We start from the raw sequence: 15,624 nt of genomic DNA, 5'->3' as shown, positions 1-15,624 counted from the left end.
GGCAGTTTCCGATCGGAATGGTGCGGATTATGCGGGTCATCGGGGCAGGGTTCGGGCGTACGGGGACGTTGACGCTCAAGACGGCGTTGGAGCGGCTGGGGTTCGGGCCGTGTCACCACATGACCGAGGTGATCGGCGATTCGCGGCAGGTGCGGCGCTGGCTCGCCGTGTCGCGGGGCGAGACCCCCGACTGGGACTCCGTGTTCGCGGGTTACCAGTCGTGTGTCGACTGGCCGGCCGCCGCGTACTGGCGCGAACTGGCCGCGCACTATCCCGAGGCCAAGATCGTCCTGACCGTGCGGGACCCTGCCCGATGGCTCGACAGCATGCGGGCCACCATCCTGAAGCAGCGCGAGCGCGGCACCACGCTGCCTTTCCGGATGACGATGTGGTTCTCGAAGGTGCTGGGCACCGACCTGGCCGCCTTCATGGAGATGACCCGGCGCATCGTCACCGAACGCGAGTTCGGCGGCCGGGCGGACGACTCCGAGTACCTGGTCGAGCGGTTCGAGCAGCACGTGGCGGAGGTCAAGGCGGCGATCCCGCCCGAGCGGCTGCTGGTCTTCGAGGTCCGTCAGGGGTGGGAGCCGCTGTGCGGCTTCCTCGGGGTGCCGGTGCCCGACGAGCCCTTCCCCCGGGTCAACGACACCGCCGACTTCCAGGCCAGGACCCGCGCCCGGCTCAGCCCCCTGCTCCTACGCCGTAGCTGACCGAGCTCCTACGCCGTAGCTGACCGACGCCCGGCACCAGGGCCGCCAAGATCACCCTGGACACGTGTCCGCCGAACATGGGCGACGAGAACCGCCCGCTGCCGGTCGCCGTCGGCGACCGTCATTCACGGGCATCGTCGATGACGAGCCGGATGCCGCCCGCCGCTCAGAGGAGATTCTCCGCGGGGCCGTCCAGCGGCGCGCGCCACCTTGGACGGACGGCGCGTCGTCAGGTCGCGGGTCGACGACCGGGGAGCGCCGAGCGTAGGCGGAGCGCCACGTCGCACGGTCGAGGGTGCGGGGAAGCTTGACGGTGTCTTTCTCCTGTGCGTGTGCGGCATTCGCCGTACTTATGCGGTTATGGGGAATCTGAACGGTGATGACAGAGTTGCGTACTTTTAGGACGTCCGTGCTGCCGGCGCAGGGCGTCCGCTTCGACGTTCAGGACCAACCCGCAAGGAGAGTTCCCCGACGTGACGACGGCAACGACGTCCAAAAGCATCGGTCTCAGGTCGGAGCGCGGTCCGGTACTCGCCGCCATCATGCTCTGCACCAGCCTGGTCGCACTCGACAGCACGATCATCGCGACGGCGGTGCCCTCGGTCGTCAGCGACCTGGGAGGCTTCTCCCAGTTCCCGTGGCTGTTCTCGATCTACCTGCTCACCCAGGCCGTCACCGTCCCGCTGTACGGGAAGTTCGCCGACATCTTCGGCCGCAAGCCGGTGATGTTCTTCGGCATCGCGGTCTTCCTCCTCGGCTCGGTGCTGTGCGGCGTGGCCTGGAGCATGCCGGCGCTCATCATCTTCCGCGCCCTCCAGGGCATCGGCGCCGGGGCCGTCCAGCCCATGAGCATCACCATGGTCGGCGACCTGTACTCCGTCGAGGAACGGGCGCGCGTGCAGGGGTACGTGGCCAGCGTGTGGGGCGTGTCCGCCGTGATCGGCCCCACGCTCGGCGGCCTGTTCTCCGAGTACGTCTCCTGGCGCTGGATCTTCTTCATCAACCTCCCGCTGGGCGCGATCGCCGCCTGGATGCTCGCGCGCCGCTTCAAGGAGAACGTCACCCGGAGCACCCACAAGATCGACTATCTGGGCGCGGCGCTGCTCACCGCGGGCTCCTCGCTGATCATCCTGGGGCTACTCGAAGGCGGAGTGGCGTGGGCCTGGGACTCGGTGCCGAGCCTGGCCATCTTCGCGGCCGGCATCGTGATGATCGTCGCCTTCGTGCTGGTGGAGCGCCGGGCCGTCGAGCCGATCCTGCCGCTGTGGGTCTTCCGCCGCCGCGTCCTCATCGGCGGCAACCTCGTCGGGCTGAGCGTCGGCGCGCTCATGATCGGCCTCACCTCGTACGTGCCGACCTTCGCCGAAGGCGTCCTCGGCACCGGGGCCCTGGTCGCGGGCTTCGCCCTGGCGGCCCTGACCATCGGCTGGCCGCTCGCCGCGACGTTCTCCGGCCGCCTGTACATGCGCATCGGCTTCCGCGACACCGCGCTCATCGGCGCGGCCGTGGTGCTGGTCGGCTCGGTGATGTGCGCCTTCCTCGGCGAGCACGCGCAGGTCTGGCAGGTCGCCGCGGCGTGCTTCGTCGTCGGCGCCGGACTCGGCCTGTCCTCCAGCCCCACCATGGTCGCCATCCAGTCGGTCGTCGGCTGGGAACGCCGCGGAGTAGTCACGGCGACCAACATGTTCAGCCGTTCCATCGGCAGCGCGGTCGGCGCCGCCGTCCTCGGCGCCATCTCCAACGCCACCCTGTCCGACCGCTTCACGCACCCGCCGGCGGCCCTGGCCGGCAAGCTGCCCAACAGCCTCGACGCCACCAGCCTGGTGCTCGGCGCCCAGGGAGCCGCCGCCCAGTCGCCCACGGCCGCCTACATCCGCAAGGCCCTGTACGACGCCAGCCACCACGTCTTCCTCACGGTCCTGGTCGTCGCCGTCCTCAGCGTCGGCGCCTTCCTCCTCATGCCCCGCAAAACCGAAGAACTGACCTTCGACTGACCATCGGAGGCGTCTCACGCGCCCACCTTCGGCTTCATCTCTGACTACAATGTAGTCATGGCACCGTCTCCCAGATCGATCAGGTTCGAGGAAGCCGTCCTCGACAAGCTCGCGCGGTTCGTGATGGAGCACCCAGGTCTGTCGGTGTCGGCTGCGGTGAACCTGCTCGTCGCGGAGGCACTGCGGATGGAAGAGCATCCTGGCGTCCTCTTCCGGTCCGGTCCTTCCGGCAGACGTGCGGTGACAGTGAACGGCCCTGACGTCTGGGAGATCATCCAAGCGGTCAAAACGACTCGCGCAGCCGACACGGATGCGTCGGCCCAAGAGATCATCGAGATGGTGAGCGAGCATTCGGGCACAACGCCGCAGCAGATCACAACCGCGATTCGCTACTGGTCGGCCTACCCCGAGGAGATAGACGAGCAGATAGAGGCCGCGGAGCATGCCGCCACGGCCGCAGAGGAGCGGTGGCGTCGCGAGCAGGGCCTGCTGGCCTCGTGAGCGCACGGCTTCTTCTGGACGAGATGTTCGCGCCATATCTGGCAGCGGAACTCAGAGCCAGGGGGTACGACGTGATCGCCGTGGCAGAGTGTGACGGGGGGCCGGGCACTCCAGATGACGGCGTGATCGAATTGGCCATCGGTCAGGATCGCTGCGTCCTCACCGAGAACGTCCGTGACTTCGAGATGCTGCGAGTCCAAAGGCTCACACAGGGACGGCCGTGTGCGGGCCTGCTCTACAGCGCTGCTCGCCGTTTCCCCCGTACCAAGTCGGCGATGGGCCGACTGGTCGACGCGCTGGAGGAAAGGCTTTCGTGCGACCGTCTGCCTCCATCGGGCCAGGTCGACTGGCTCCCCTGAGAAGCGGCCTCGGCGGTGTGCCGTTGTCGTGCCTCTCGCCGTGGGCAGGGCCGCCGAATACGATGAGAGGGACGGCACCCCCCTGATGGAGAGGGGAACGGACATGGCGATCTCTCTCAATCACACGATCGTTCCCGCGCGCGACAAGCGGGCCTCGGCCGGTTTTCTGGCGGGCATTCTCGGGTTGGCCGTCGGCGAGCAGGTGGGGCCCTTCATCCCCGTGCGAGTCGGAGAGCTGACCACGCTGGACTTCGCCGACGTCGACTTCGCGACCAGGGGCGTCAGCGAGATCTCCCCGCACCACTACGCCTTCGCGGTCGGCGAGACGGAGTTCGACGAGATCTTCGGCAGGATCATGGACGCGGGCCTCGACTTCTACGCCGAGCCCCACGAGCCCAAGCGCCACGGGGAGATCAACACCTGGCGCGGCGGCCGCGCGGTCTATTTCGACGACCCCGACGGCCACATCATGGAGGTCCTGACCGCCACCTCCTCCTGACCGGTCCGCGCCTCAGTCCGGCACGGCCGGTGGGTAGTGCTTCCCCACTTCGGCCGGCAAGTCGCCGAAGGAGCGGTCGAGCCCCACCGTGTTGATGGTCAACCCCCTCCGGGGAGGATCGGACCGGATTTCGGCGTCACAGAGGTGATCTTGACGATCCGAACGCCGGGTCCCGTTCACCGGCACCCCGTCCGACCCGCGAACCGGGGCTTGGTGTCCTGGTCGGACGGCCTTGGGAGCGGCCGGCACGCGGCATCCACCCGGCGCGCCCGCCCGTGCTTGATCGTCACTTGCTCCGTGTCCGAGAGCCGGGTGGGCAGAACTCGGCCTCGATCACCGCCTTGGACATGTCGAGCGAGTTGGATCGGCCGTACCGGTCGATGTTCATGTTGACGGCGATCATGCGCTCGGCGTTCCGGGCGCCCATCGCGAAGGAGAACCCGCCGGTGATGGCGCCGCCGATGCCCCAGACCTGCACGCCGCACGCCAGCGTCCAGGAGAAGACGCCGGTGCCGTACGTGGTGCCGGGGATCCAGGTGTCCGTCCAGGTGCCGTCCGGCATCTTGATCCCGGTCTTGACCATGGCGAACATCTCCCGCTGCTGGGCGGGCGGCATGAGCTTGCCGCGTAGCAGCGCGCTGGTGAACCGCTGGAGGTCGCCGACCGTGGAGACCACGCCGCCCGCCGCCCACCCTGTGGTGGCGCTCTGGTTGGTCACGTCATGGACCTTGGCGTCGGTCTCGGTGGCGAACAGCGTCGAGTAGTGCCGGGGGTGCGGGCCGCGGATCTTCGTCTCCTTGCCCGGCAGGTACGTCCCGGTCAGGCCGAGGGGGCGGACGATGCGCCGCTCGATCTCGCCGGCGAGCGTCTTGCCGGTGACCTTCTCGACGATCATCCCAGCGAGGATGTAACCGGTGTTGGAGTACACGAAGCCGTCACCCGGCGCCCCGAAGGAGCGCGGATTGCGCAGGCCGATCTTCACCAGCTGCTCGGGCGTGTAGGCGTCGTAGCGGTGCTCCAGCCAGGCGGGGCCGGAGAGCTTGGCGAACTCCTCCGTGTCATTGCCGTAGTTGAAGATCCCGCTGGTGTGGTTGAGCAGGTGCCTGATGGTGATCGTGCCGCCGTCGTTGCCATTGCCGTGGACCAGGCCGGGCAGCCACTTGTCCACGGTGTCGTCGAGGCTCAGCTTCCCTTCGGCCGCCAGTTGCAGGACCACGGTGGCCGTGAACGGCTTGGCGGCACTGCCGATCCGGAAGCGTTCCTGCGGCTGACGCTTGCGGCCGGTCCGGGTGTCGGCCACCCCTGCCGAGCCGAACCACCGCCCGCGACCGTCGCGGACCTCGGCGACCATGCCGGGCACACCGCCGTCGGCCACGGCCCGGTCGAGCGCCTTCTGGACCTGGGCGTGGGCGCGGGCGCTCGGCGCGGAGGCAGCCGCCGCGGGGGGCGACGTGGCGGCCTGTGTCAACGCGACGGCGGTGATGAGCAGCCCTGCCGTTGAGGTGAGAGATCTGGTCATGTCGATTCCTTCCAGGCGATGGGCGTCAACGCGACACCGATCGCCTCACTCGCGATAGTACTCATTCGGCGCAGACCAAAAGCTATCTTGCATTCACGAAATACTCAACATAAACATCCTACATACAGGGGGGGCAATCACCTAGTTTTGCAATGGGGATGAGAATGAACGCAAGTCAAATGATCGGACTTGCAATGAGATGCCGACGAACGCAATACTGTTCACCCGTCCGCGGGCGCGACGAGCGAGCCGGGCTGGGCACAGCGACAAGGAGGCACGCCCCATGCCGGGAGGCAGACTGACCTACCAGGACCGTCAGCACATCGCCGCGGGGCTGACCGAAGGACTCACCTACACCGAGATCGCCCAGCACCTGCGACGGCCGATCTCCACCATCACCCGGGAGGTCGCCCGCAACGGCGGAGCCGATGGTTATCAGGCCGACCGGGCACATCAGGCGACCGAGGGCCGGGCTCGCCGGCGCAAGCAGGCCCCCGTCCAGGCCCCCGCGCGACCGGCTGCCGGCGACGCGCCCGGGCGAGACCCCCAGGCGGTCCACGCCCTGGAGGAACGGCTCGCCACGATGATGACCATGACGGGGCTGCCGCGCATGACCGCCCGGGTACTCGCCTGCCTGTGCACCGTCGACAGCGGAAGCCTCACCGCCGCCGAACTCGTCCAGCATCTCCAGGTCAGCCCGGCGTCCATCTCCAAGGCCATTGGCGAACTCGAACGGCACGAACTGATCCGGCGTGAACGTGACCCACGCCGGCGGCGCGACCGGTACGTCATCGACCCCGACGTCTGGTACCGAGCCTGGCTGGTCAGCGCCCGGCAGAACGCCCTCATAGCCGATCTCGCCCGCGGGGGAACCGAAATCCTCGACTCCACCACTCCCGCCGGCGCCCGACTGCAGGACATGAGCCAGTTCTTCGAGCACGTCAGCCAGAGCTTGATCCACGCTGCCGAGCAGTGGCGGCAGGATTTCCTGTCGAGGCGGCCGACAGATCGTTCACGGCTCGGCGCTGACACTCACGAATAGAGTCCAGCCTCCCAGTCGGCCGCGCTGCGGGTCCCCCGGATGCGGGTGCTTCCCAGCGTTCATGACATTCGTCTTGCCGTATGGCAGGCAGGACAGGTGCTCGATCAGGAACTCATTGAGCGTCACGTGACGGCCCGTCTCACGCGGCAACAGATCCTTATGCGGGAGAATCCGCCTTCGCTTCTGGCGCTGATCGATGAGGCCGCGCTACGTAAGCAGGTCCTCGGGTTGAGGTGGCGGAGCTTTCGGGCGAGGGGTGGGCAGTTCGGGACAGTAAGACTCCCGAGGGGGCGGTGGTGGTCTGCGCCCCTCGGGAGTGGTCGGCTTTTCTTCAGGGTCTCAGGGGCGACAAATTCCGCTGCTGAACCGCTCCCGCGTCGGATACCGGGCGGTCAGGCGGCGGCCTGGTCCTGGACGATCTGGTCCTTCAGCGGGGTGAGGGCGGAGGCGATGGTGGCGATGGTGTCCGCCGGGACTCCGCAGGCGTCCAGTGCTCCGGCCAGGTGGCCGACCACCGTGTCGAAAGCGCCCGCCGTAATGCCGAGGCCCGCGTGGGCCTGGTCCATGGACCTGCCCCGGTACTCCTGCGGCCCGCCGAGCGCCGCGGCGACGAAGCTGCGCTGGTGGGCCTTCAGCTTGCCCATGTCGATGTCGTTGAAGTAGCCGGCCAATGTGGGGTCGGTGATGACGCGGGTGTAGAACTCCTCGACGACCGCCGCGACCGCGCTCGCGCCCCCGACCTGATCGTAGATCGACGCCATGGTGTCCTCCTCGACGTTGTACCGCAGTCAAGATGAGGATGACCACCGAGCGTTGCTCCGCGGAAACAGCGGAAATCGTTCTGTGTAGCCGGTGTATCACCGAAAAGACATGGCGGTAATGGGCGGCGGGCGGTCCGTCCCCCGCTGCCCGCCTCTTCCCGCGAAGTGCCGGTCCGGCGGCAGACCGGGTCAGGCCGGTAGGCGGGCGACGCCGCCGATGAGGGTGGGCCGGCTCAGGTCGATCTCGACGTCGGGCTCGGAGGCGGGCCGCCAGGCGGACACCGGCACCAGGCCGGGTTCGAGCAGGTCCATGCCCTCGAAGTAGCGGGCGACACCACGATCGTCCCGGTGCTGTCGGCGAGCAACGCGCGGGCGTGGGTGAGTCAGGATGGCGACCATCAGGACGGCCACCGGCCGGGACAGGTCGAAGTGACCGAGCAGGGGATGGACGGGTCGATTCCCGCTACTAAGGGGTCCTCGAACGTCATTTCCTCGCCTTTCGTCTGGTAGCGATCTTATGACGCGCCCGCGCGCCCGTCCCTGGTCCGCCGCCGCTTTCCCGCACCGGTCGGACGGGGAGTCGCGCCGCGGCGCGCGGGCCGCATGGGGCAGGCTGGTGTCATGGAGCTGTTCCCGCAGGTGCCGGTGGCCGACTGGCAGGACACCAAGGAGACGTTGCACCGCTTCGCCCAGGTGGTGGGCAAGATCCGGCTCGCCGCCGGAGTGCGGCGCAACCACTGGTGGAACGCGCCCTTCCACCTGACCGGGCGCGGGCTCACCACGCGTCCGATGGGACAGGCCGACGGCAACCCGATCTTCACCATCGACTTCGACTTCGTCGGCCACCGGCTGGAGGTGGCCAGGGGCGACGGCAGGATGATCTCGTTCCCCCTGTACGGGCACTCGGTGGCGTCCTTCTACCGGGAGACCATGAGGGCGCTGGACGACCTCGGGATCGACGTGCACATCGACATCCCGAGGCCGTTCGACCTGCCCGACGCAGGCCGGCCGTTCGCCGAGGACACCGAGCACGCGGCCTACGAGCCGGCGGCGGTCACCCGATATTGGCGGGTCCTGAGCCAGGTGAACCTGCTGCTGGAGGAGTTCGCGGCGGGGTTCTCCGGCAAGATCAGCCCGGTGCACCACTTCTGGCACACCTTCGACATCGCCTGCACCCGCTTCTCCGACCGCCAGGTCGAGCCGTCACCCGACGCCGACCCGGTGACGCGCGAGGCGTACTCACGGGAAGTGATCAGCTCGGGGTTCTGGTTCGGCGACGACGCCTTTCCCGAGCCCGCCTTCTACTCCTACACCGCCCCCGAGCCGGCGGGGCTGGCGAACGAGCCGCTGCTGCCGCCGGCGGCCCGGTGGACCGAGCGGGGCGGGAGCCATCTCGCGGTGCTGCGCCACGCGGACGCCCACACCGACACCGACCCGCACGCCGCCGTGCTCGCCTTCTACGAGAGCGCCTACCGGGCGGGGGCCCGGCTCGCCGGCTGGGACATCGCCCGCCTGGCCTGCCCCGGCGGCGTCACCGATCCGCTTTTTCGCGTCGGCGGCGCGCGGGGCGGGCTTCCGCCTGCCTGAACGGCTTCGCGCGGGCCGTTGAGGACGCGGCAGAGGTGCCGGGCGGCACGGTACGGCCGCCCGGCACCTCTCAGGGACCAGCGGGCCGGTCAGGTGGTGGTGTTCTGGGCGGCCTTCTCGGCGGTCTGGCGGATGCGCTCGAGCTGGGCGTCGGTGACGTTCAGGGAACCGAATTCCTTGACCGCCTGGTAGTAGGTCCAGGCGACGCTGTTGCAGGTGGCCCGCGGGATGGTCGAATATCCGGCGCAGACCGCCTTCATGTCGAAGTAGAAGGAGTCGTCGATGCGCGACTTGTTCGCCGGGAACTGGTTCACGGCCTTGTAGTTGCGGTACCCGAAGTCGTGCCGCCTGCACGGCATTCTGAAGTCGAAGCCGAGCGGCTGGTCAGGGCTGCTGGAGCACAGGTCGGTCGACCAGTCGAAGGCGTAGTCCGCCCAGTTGCCCTGGTTCTGCCAGGCGGCCTGCCAGGCGGAGGAGCTGGCCGCCGTGGGCTGGCTGAAACTGGAAAGTGCGGCGAGCTTTTGCTCGAGCGTCACCGCGTATGCGGGTATTGTTAAACCGAGTATCGTGACGAGGGAGAGGGCGACGGTCGCGAGGGCACGTCTCATCATGGGGGGCTCCGGCTTTGTCGGGGGGATGGCTCGCGGGGCGGCGATCGGCCACGGCACAACAATGAGGCGAAATAACCCGGAACGCCGGAACATAATCTGATCAATACCGGTGCCGATATTCGCGGACAATCGCTCTTTACAAGCTGACCGCGTCCTGTAAAATCGACATTCTTCCTGGACGCCCCCGCCTCCGCGCTGTGGCAGGCTGGGCGAGTGGACAAGATCTGGGATGTCGTCGTGGTGGGGGGCGGGCCGGCGGGTGCGGCGGCGGCCATCCGCGCCAGGCAACTACGGCCGGACGCCCGGGTGCTCCTGGTCGACAAGGCCGACTTCCCGCGTGACAAGGCGTGCGGGGACGGCATCGCCGCGCACGGCCGCGAAGAGCTCGCCCTGCTCGGCGTCCCCGATCTGATCGACGACTACCGGCCCGCGCGGGGGCTGTCGGTGGTGTCCCCGGGCGGCGCGCGGGTGACCGCCGCCGTCGCCCGCCCCAATCACGTGGTCCCGCGGGCGGTCTTCGACGCCCGCCTGGTGGAGGCCGCCCGCGCGAGGGGCGTCGAGGTGCGCCGGCACCGCGTCCGCGGGCTCGCCGCGCGCGCCAACCGGGTCGTCCTGGACGACGTGCTGGCCGCGCGCGTGGTCGTCGCCGCCGACGGGGCCAACTCGGCCGTGCGGCGGCTGATCGGGGTGCCGCCGTCGCCCGACCGGCACACCGCGATCGCGGTGCGCGGCTACGCCGAGGTTCCCGCCGACGACGACGTCCAGTTCATCGCCATGCAACGCGACGGGTGGCCCGCCTACGCGTGGTCCTTCCCGATCGGGGACGGCACGGCGAACGTCGGGTTCGGGATGATGCTGCCGCGGCTGCGCGCCACCGGCCGTCCGGGCCGGGAGGTCCTGCACGGCCGGCTCGCCGAGCTGCTGCCCCACCTGCCCGCTCGCGACCTGCGCGCCCACCACCTGCCGCTGTCCCCCGGCCGGCCGAGGCCCGGCGCCGGGCGGGTGCTGCTGGCCGGTGACGCGGCGAGCCTGATCAACCCGCTGACCGGCGAGGGCATCTACTACGCGTTGCTGTCCGGCCGGTTGGCCGGGGAGGCCGCCGTCGAGGCGGCGGACCCGCTGCCCGCCTACCGCCGCAAGCTGGCCGGGGCGCTCGGACGGCACCTGCGCACCACGGACCTGCTCTCGCGCGCCGCCCGGTCGCCGGGGTTCATCGACGCCGCGATCGCCACCGCCGCCCGCCGCAAGGAGGTCTTCGACCTGCTCGTAGACGTGGGCCTCGGCGCGGGCACGGTGCCGCCGCCCCTCGCCCTCGCCGTCGCCCGCCGCTGGCTCTGGAACGGCGTCCGGCTCCGCACCCGGCACGCCTGAACCTCCCAGCCCCAGAAGCCGGTCCGGCACGCCTGGGAAGTCCGGCCCCAGAGACCGGCGCGGGACGCCTCCCGGGATCAGCCTGGACGCCCGGGTCGGCCTCGGACGCCCCGTGGATCAACCCTGGACGTCCCGGGACGTCCCGAGGTCAGCTCCGGACGACCGCGCGGGTGAGCATGGACAGGGCCGACGGGCGCAGGCTGTCGGTGCGGGTCCACAGGGCGGCGTCCACGGACTCGCGCTGGCCGGCGTGCTCGACGGCCGTCAGTCCGTGCTCGGCGAGCAGGGCGGCCATCTCCTCGGGGCCGAGGATCGACAGCCACGGTTCGCCCTGCTCGGCGGCCATGGGCATGACGCCCTCGACGTACGCCTGCCCGGCCTCGTCGCGCAGTTCCTCCGGCAGCATGTGGTCGACGACGACCTGCGACCCGGGCGCGAACCCGCCGATCACCTCCAGGGTGCGGCCGATGCCCTCCCTGGTCAGGTACATCGTCACGCCGAGCCAGCTCACGAAGGCGGGACGGGAGGGGTCGAAGCCCGCGTGGGTCAGGCCGTCCAGCAGCGCGTCGTTCTCGAAGTCGACGGGGACGAAGGTCACGGTGTCCGCGACGGCGATGCCCGCGCCCGCCAGGGCCGTCCTCTTCCACGCCTGGGTCGCCGGATGGTCGACCTCGTAGACCTGGACCGGCGCGCCGGCGCCGGCCCGGTAGGCGTAGGAGTCGAGGCCCGCGCCGAGGATCACATACTGGGCGACGCCGCGGCGCACGGCGTCGGCGAGCCGGTCCTCGGTGTGGCGGGCGCGGGTGACGGCCGCGGCGCGGACGCCGGAGAGGATGAGATGGGCGCCGTGCAGCCGGTGGTAGGCGAGGAGTTCCTCGGCGCGGTCGGCGAGCAGCGCGTGGGCCAGGGTGTCGGCGAAGATCAGCGGCGGGTCGTCGACGATCAGATGCGCGGCGCGGGCGGCGGCCGCCATGAGGGCGGTGCGGCTCGGTTCTCCGTTTTCGTTCACGACCGGAGAGCATATATATGACTTTCATCATCATATCACGGCGAAAAAACTTATTCAGGCCATTTGTCATTCCAATCCGATGACATTTCTCGGCCATTCGCGCCACCATTCGCGGACGATTCCACCCGGCCGGGCGCGGGCGCGGATCATCGTACGGAGATCAGCCGGAGAACAGGCCGCGGACGTGGCCGGGCGGGTGGCCGAGGACGACGCGGACCGTCCGGGTCAGGTGGGCCTGGTCGGCGAACCCCAGGGCGAGCGCCAGCCCGGCCAGGTCGGTCTCGCCCTCCTCGATGCGGGCCAGGGCCCGGCTGACCCGCACCCGGTTGCGGTAGCCGCTGACGGTCATGCCGACGTGCGCGCGGAACGTGCGGCTCAGGTGCGAGGGCGACACGCCGAGGGCCCGCGCCAGCCGCACCAGGTCGGCCGACTCCGGGTCGCCCGCGACGATGGCCTCCCGCGCCCGCGCCGCCAGCTCGCCCCGGCCACGCCCCGGCCGGGTCCGGGGGACCCGCACCGCGGCGGCGATCGCGTCCACGAGCCGCTCCACCGGGTCGGCGGCGTCGGCCGTGGCGCGCAGGAGCAGCCGGTGGGCGAGCTCGACCCTGCCGTCGACCGCGACCGGCGCCCGCGGCGGCTCGTCGCCGGCCACGGCGTGCCACAGCGGCTCCCGCACGTGGATGAAGGTGCACACATCGCCGCCCGCCGGGTGCGCGAAGGCGTACTCGCGGCCGGGGACCGTCAGATAACCCATCGTCGGGTCGGCGCTCACCTCGTCGCCGTCGCTGCGCACGCGGAACCTGCCGCGCCGCACGAGCACGAGGCCGTTGCCGTGGCCCTCCTCCGGCGCCGACCATCCGTCGTGCCGTTCACCGCATGACACCACATGGACGGAGAAGTCTGACCCGTCCACCACCCGTCGGGACGTACGCACCCGCCCACCTTAGGCACGGCCACCCCACTTCTCTGCCCGATGCGGCCACATTTCGGACGTCCGAGAGAAGAGGCGCAAATACGTGCAAGACGCCGGACGGGGCGGCGGGCGAGCCTGTCGGAATGGTTTCCACGCTCACCCGGCGGCGGGGCGGCACCGTCCTCGCGGTCCTGCTCACCGGCCAGACGATGGCATCGATGGACGGCTCGATCGTCACGGTGGCGCTGCCGTCCATCCAGCGCGACCTCGGCGGCGACGGGGCGATGGTGCAGCTCGTCGCCTCCGCGTACATGCTGGCCCTCGGCCTGCTGATCGTCACCGGCGCGCGGCTCGGCGACGTGCTCGGCCACCGGCGGGCCTTCCTCGGCGGGCTGGCCGGCTTCACGCTGGCTTCCCTGCTCTGCGGGCTGGCCTGGGCGGCCCCCGCGCTGGTGGCGGCGCGGATCGTGCAGGCCGCCGCCGCGGCGCTGATGACGCCGCAGGTGTTCTCCCTCATCCAGCTGCGTTTCGACGGGGCGGCGCGCAAGCGGGCGATCGGGCTGTACTCGATGGTGCTGGCCCTCGGGGTGGCGCTCGGCCAGCTGGCCGGCGGGCTCGTCGTCGGGGCCGACCTGTTCGGCCTCGGCTGGCGTCCGGCGTTCCTCATCAACGTGCCGGCCGGCGCGGTCCTGCTGGTCGCCGGCGTGCGGGCGCTGCCGCGCGCGGGCGCGACGGCCGCGCGGCTGGACCTGGCCGGCGTCGGCCTGCTGACCGTGGCGATGACGGCCTTGATCACGCCGCTGATCTTCGGCAGGGAGCACGGCTGGCGGCCCTGGACGTGGGCGTCGCTGGCCGCCGGGGCCCTGCTGCTCGCGGGATTCGCGCGGTTCGAGCGCCGCATGGCCCTGCGCGGCGGGCAGCCGCTGCTCGACCTGACGGTGCTGCGTCCCAGGGGTGTGCGGCCCGCGCTGGTCGCGTGCTTCACGGTGATGGCCTGCTACGCGGCCTTCCTGTTCGCGCTGACCCTCCACCTGCAGGGGCGGCTGGGGTTCGGCCCGTTCGGCGCGGGACTGGCCTTCGCCCCGTACGCGGCGGGGTTCGCCGCGCTGAGCCTGACCTGGACCCGGCTGCCGGAACGGACGCAGACGGCCCTCCCGGTCGCCGGCCCGGTCGTCTTCGCCGGGGTCGCGGGGGCGGTGGCGGCGGTGACCGGGCTGTGGGGCGGCGGGTGGCCGGTGGCGCTGGTGACGCCGCTGCTGTTCGCGGCCGGGGCGGGCCATGCCGCCGGGTACAGCCCTCTGATCGCCCAGGTGTCGGCGGTGGCCGGCCCCGGCCGGGCGTCCGCGCTGTCGGCGCTGAACTCGACCGGCCCCGTGCTCTCCTCCGTCGGCGCCATCGCCGTGCTCGGCGGGCTGTACCTGAGCGCCGGACTCGGCTGGACCGCGGCGGCCATCGCCGTCCTGCTCCTCGCCGGAGCCTGTTCCGCCGCCGCCGCCCGCGCCGCCTGGCGCCCCGCCACGCGTCCGGCGCCGGCACCCGCAGGCGCGGCGCAGCGCTCCTAGGACGGCGGGTCAAGGCGGGTGCGCGGCGCTTCCAGGACGGCGGGAGGTGAAGCGGGTGCGCGACCCTCCTAGGACGGCGGGGTGGACAGGCGGGCGCGCTGCGGGACGACGGTGTAGCGGGGGTCCTGGCTGGAGGCGACACCCGCCGAGAACACCCCGAAGCGGACACAGACCGAGGCGGCCATCAGCGCGGCGCCCGAGACGACCGCGAGGGCTCGTCCCCGCCCTGGATGGCCGGGGATGGCGTGGGAGGCGCGCGGCCTGGAGGTCGGTGACGCGAGTGAAGCCAGGGAGCCGGCCCGGACCCGGCCCCGGCCGGTGGGCGAGCCTCCTGAGACACGGCCGACGGAGACGCGGCCGGCGGCCAGGGCGGTCAGGGCGCCGGCCAGGCTCAGGAGCTCGCCGGCACGGGTCAGCGTGCCGGGCCGTCCCCGCTCGTACGCTTCGGCGACCATGCCGAGGCGGCGGCGCATCAGCCGCCCGGCGGCCAGTTCCAGCGCGGCGCCGAGCACGGCCGCGCGGCGCGCCGGGGCGTTCTCGGCCGCCGGCGTGGCGATGAGGGCCGCCCCGGCCGCCGTGGCCATGGCCGAGCCGGCGAACAGGAACGGCATCTCGCGGTGCCCCTGGTGCCAGGCGGGCACGGCGGTGTCGCCGATCAGCACCGCGGTGTAGGTGCTGACCGCTGGTCCGAGGACCGCCGCGCCGTACCCGGCGGCCCGTCCCACGAGGGGGAACCTGCCGGTGAGGTCGGTGAGCGCGCTGACCCCGGCCAGCGGCGCGTACGCGGCCAGCAGCCAGGAGCCCATGTTCATCGGCGAGGACGGCTTGACGACGCGCAGCATGTTGACGAAGCGGGCCGGACGCCCGAGATCGGCCACCAGCGCGGCCAGCGACAGCGTGATGCCGGCGAGCGCGGCGAGCTTCGTCGCGCGGGCCAGAGACGGGCGGCCGGTCAGCTCGCCGCCGGCCGCGAGCGCCGAGGAGGCGCCGGCCAGCCCGCCCAGGTACAGGTACCCGCCGATGTGCAGTTCCCGCCAGACCGGCGGCTTGAGGATGGGCCGGTCGTAGTAGGAGGTGAACTCCTCCGCGATCGAATCGGCCGTCAGGGTCGCCCCACCGCCGGCGCGTCCACGCGTCGTCATCTCGCTCCTCGCTCTCGTCGCGCTGATGTCCGCGGCGCCGCCGA

Annotated in this window: 17 protein-coding genes and 1 pseudogene; 11 read left to right on the top strand and 7 right to left on the bottom strand. The window is 71.0% G+C overall.

What is annotated here, in order from left to right:
- Positions 1-29: 29 nt before the first annotated feature.
- From ABZU32_RS07365 to ABZU32_RS07345, 5 genes are all read left to right on the top strand, one after another.
- A complete protein-coding gene (locus ABZU32_RS07365) occupies positions 30-710 on the top strand; it encodes a sulfotransferase family protein (protein ID WP_354918430.1) in 681 nt (226 codons plus the stop codon).
- Between the two features lie 473 nt (positions 711-1,183).
- Entirely contained in the window at positions 1,184-2,704 is a 1,521-nt protein-coding gene (locus tag ABZU32_RS07360; protein WP_354918427.1) for an MDR family MFS transporter, read from the top strand.
- 57 nt (positions 2,705-2,761) lie between these two features.
- Entirely contained in the window at positions 2,762-3,205 is a 444-nt protein-coding gene (locus ABZU32_RS07355; RefSeq protein WP_354842577.1) for a hypothetical protein, read from the top strand.
- On the top strand, positions 3,202-3,564 hold the full coding sequence (locus ABZU32_RS07350; protein WP_354918424.1) for a DUF5615 family PIN-like protein: 363 nt from the start codon (positions 3,202-3,204) through the stop codon (positions 3,562-3,564). The genes ABZU32_RS07355 and ABZU32_RS07350 overlap by 4 nt, the downstream gene beginning before the upstream one ends.
- 103 nt (positions 3,565-3,667) lie before the next feature.
- Positions 3,668-4,063, top strand: coding sequence for a VOC family protein (locus ABZU32_RS07345; RefSeq protein ID WP_354918422.1), 396 nt, complete (start codon positions 3,668-3,670; stop codon positions 4,061-4,063).
- Positions 4,064-4,349: 286 nt separating this feature from the next.
- Here the strand turns inward: ABZU32_RS07345 and ABZU32_RS07340 are convergent, their stop codons facing one another.
- Positions 4,350-5,582 carry a serine hydrolase domain-containing protein gene (locus ABZU32_RS07340; protein ID WP_354918419.1) on the bottom strand — a complete coding sequence of 411 codons (1,233 nt, stop codon included), beginning with the start codon at positions 5,580-5,582 and terminating at the stop codon, positions 4,350-4,352.
- 283 nt (positions 5,583-5,865) lie between these two features.
- Between ABZU32_RS07340 and ABZU32_RS07335 the strand changes: the two genes are divergently transcribed.
- The 3 genes and pseudogenes from ABZU32_RS07335 to ABZU32_RS07325 all read left to right on the top strand — a co-directional run bounded on the left by ABZU32_RS07335 (position 5,866) and on the right by ABZU32_RS07325 (position 6,989).
- Entirely contained in the window at positions 5,866-6,624 is a 759-nt protein-coding gene (locus ABZU32_RS07335) for a MarR family transcriptional regulator (RefSeq protein WP_354918416.1), read from the top strand.
- A 39-nt stretch (positions 6,625-6,663) separates the two neighbouring features.
- Positions 6,664-6,837, top strand: a pseudogene (locus ABZU32_RS07330) (Scr1 family TA system antitoxin-like transcriptional regulator); the annotation flags it as partial.
- A gap of 20 nt (positions 6,838-6,857) precedes the next feature.
- A complete protein-coding gene (locus tag ABZU32_RS07325; RefSeq protein ID WP_354918413.1) occupies positions 6,858-6,989 on the top strand; it encodes a DUF397 domain-containing protein in 132 nt (43 codons plus the stop codon).
- 27 nt (positions 6,990-7,016) lie between these two features.
- Here the strand turns inward: ABZU32_RS07325 and ABZU32_RS07320 are convergent, their stop codons facing one another.
- Both ABZU32_RS07320 and ABZU32_RS07315 read right to left on the bottom strand, forming a co-directional pair.
- A complete protein-coding gene (locus ABZU32_RS07320) occupies positions 7,017-7,385 on the bottom strand; it encodes a group 1 truncated hemoglobin (protein WP_354918410.1) in 369 nt (122 codons plus the stop codon).
- Positions 7,386-7,574: 189 nt separating this feature from the next.
- On the bottom strand, positions 7,575-7,784 hold the full coding sequence (locus ABZU32_RS07315; protein WP_354918407.1) for an SAM-dependent methyltransferase: 210 nt from the start codon (positions 7,782-7,784) through the stop codon (positions 7,575-7,577).
- Between the two features lie 222 nt (positions 7,785-8,006).
- Between ABZU32_RS07315 and ABZU32_RS07310 the strand changes: the two genes are divergently transcribed.
- Entirely contained in the window at positions 8,007-8,972 is a 966-nt protein-coding gene (locus ABZU32_RS07310) for a DUF5996 family protein (protein ID WP_354918404.1), read from the top strand.
- An 89-nt stretch (positions 8,973-9,061) separates the two neighbouring features.
- On the opposite strand, the gene ABZU32_RS07305 is transcribed toward ABZU32_RS07310, so the two are convergent.
- On the bottom strand, positions 9,062-9,508 hold the full coding sequence (locus ABZU32_RS07305) for a phospholipase (RefSeq protein ID WP_354842597.1): 447 nt from the start codon (positions 9,506-9,508) through the stop codon (positions 9,062-9,064).
- A gap of 288 nt (positions 9,509-9,796) precedes the next feature.
- Between ABZU32_RS07305 and ABZU32_RS07300 the strand changes: the two genes are divergently transcribed.
- On the top strand, positions 9,797-10,954 hold the full coding sequence (locus ABZU32_RS07300) for an NAD(P)/FAD-dependent oxidoreductase (RefSeq protein ID WP_354918401.1): 1,158 nt from the start codon (positions 9,797-9,799) through the stop codon (positions 10,952-10,954).
- Between the two features lie 148 nt (positions 10,955-11,102).
- Here the strand turns inward: ABZU32_RS07300 and ABZU32_RS07295 are convergent, their stop codons facing one another.
- On the bottom strand, positions 11,103-11,963 hold the full coding sequence (locus tag ABZU32_RS07295) for an SAM-dependent methyltransferase (protein WP_354918398.1): 861 nt from the start codon (positions 11,961-11,963) through the stop codon (positions 11,103-11,105).
- Positions 11,964-12,123: 160 nt separating this feature from the next.
- Positions 12,124-12,897: an AraC family transcriptional regulator gene (locus ABZU32_RS07290; protein ID WP_354918395.1), complete on the bottom strand. Its 774-nt coding sequence runs from the start codon at positions 12,895-12,897 to the stop codon at positions 12,124-12,126.
- Positions 12,898-13,019: 122 nt separating this feature from the next.
- Between ABZU32_RS07290 and ABZU32_RS07285 the strand changes: the two genes are divergently transcribed.
- Positions 13,020-14,438 carry an MFS transporter gene (locus tag ABZU32_RS07285; protein ID WP_354918392.1) on the top strand — a complete coding sequence of 473 codons (1,419 nt, stop codon included), beginning with the start codon at positions 13,020-13,022 and terminating at the stop codon, positions 14,436-14,438.
- Between the two features lie 68 nt (positions 14,439-14,506).
- Here the strand turns inward: ABZU32_RS07285 and nrfD are convergent, their stop codons facing one another.
- Positions 14,507-15,580: an NrfD/PsrC family molybdoenzyme membrane anchor subunit gene (nrfD, locus tag ABZU32_RS07280; RefSeq protein ID WP_354918389.1), complete on the bottom strand. Its 1,074-nt coding sequence runs from the start codon at positions 15,578-15,580 to the stop codon at positions 14,507-14,509.
- Between the last annotated feature and the right edge of the window lie 44 nt (positions 15,581-15,624).

Source organism: Sphaerisporangium sp. NPDC005288 (assembly GCF_040607475.1).
In the GTDB taxonomy this organism is placed as follows: Bacteria; Actinomycetota; Actinomycetes; order Streptosporangiales; family Streptosporangiaceae; genus Sphaerisporangium; species Sphaerisporangium rhizosphaerae.
This window is presented reverse-complemented; position numbering and strand designations above follow the sequence as displayed.

Excerpts from the sequence above, each read along its gene's own strand:
- ABZU32_RS07365 (WP_354918430.1), top strand. The coding sequence starts at position 30 with ATGCGGGTCATCGGGGCAGGGTTCGGGCGTACGGGGACGTTGACGCTC.
- ABZU32_RS07355 (WP_354842577.1), top strand. The coding sequence starts at position 2,762 with ATGGCACCGTCTCCCAGATCGATCAGGTTCGAGGAAGCCGTCCTCGAC.
- ABZU32_RS07345 (WP_354918422.1), top strand. The coding sequence starts at position 3,668 with ATGGCGATCTCTCTCAATCACACGATCGTTCCCGCGCGCGACAAGCGG.
- ABZU32_RS07340 (WP_354918419.1), bottom strand. The coding sequence starts at position 5,582 with ATGACCAGATCTCTCACCTCAACGGCAGGGCTGCTCATCACCGCCGTC.
- ABZU32_RS07335 (WP_354918416.1), top strand. The coding sequence starts at position 5,866 with ATGCCGGGAGGCAGACTGACCTACCAGGACCGTCAGCACATCGCCGCG.
- ABZU32_RS07320 (WP_354918410.1), bottom strand. The coding sequence starts at position 7,385 with ATGGCGTCGATCTACGATCAGGTCGGGGGCGCGAGCGCGGTCGCGGCG.
- ABZU32_RS07315 (WP_354918407.1), bottom strand. The coding sequence starts at position 7,784 with ATGGTCGCCATCCTGACTCACCCACGCCCGCGCGTTGCTCGCCGACAG.
- ABZU32_RS07310 (WP_354918404.1), top strand. The coding sequence starts at position 8,007 with ATGGAGCTGTTCCCGCAGGTGCCGGTGGCCGACTGGCAGGACACCAAG.
- ABZU32_RS07285 (WP_354918392.1), top strand. The coding sequence starts at position 13,020 with ATGGTTTCCACGCTCACCCGGCGGCGGGGCGGCACCGTCCTCGCGGTC.
- nrfD (WP_354918389.1), bottom strand. The coding sequence starts at position 15,580 with ATGACGACGCGTGGACGCGCCGGCGGTGGGGCGACCCTGACGGCCGAT.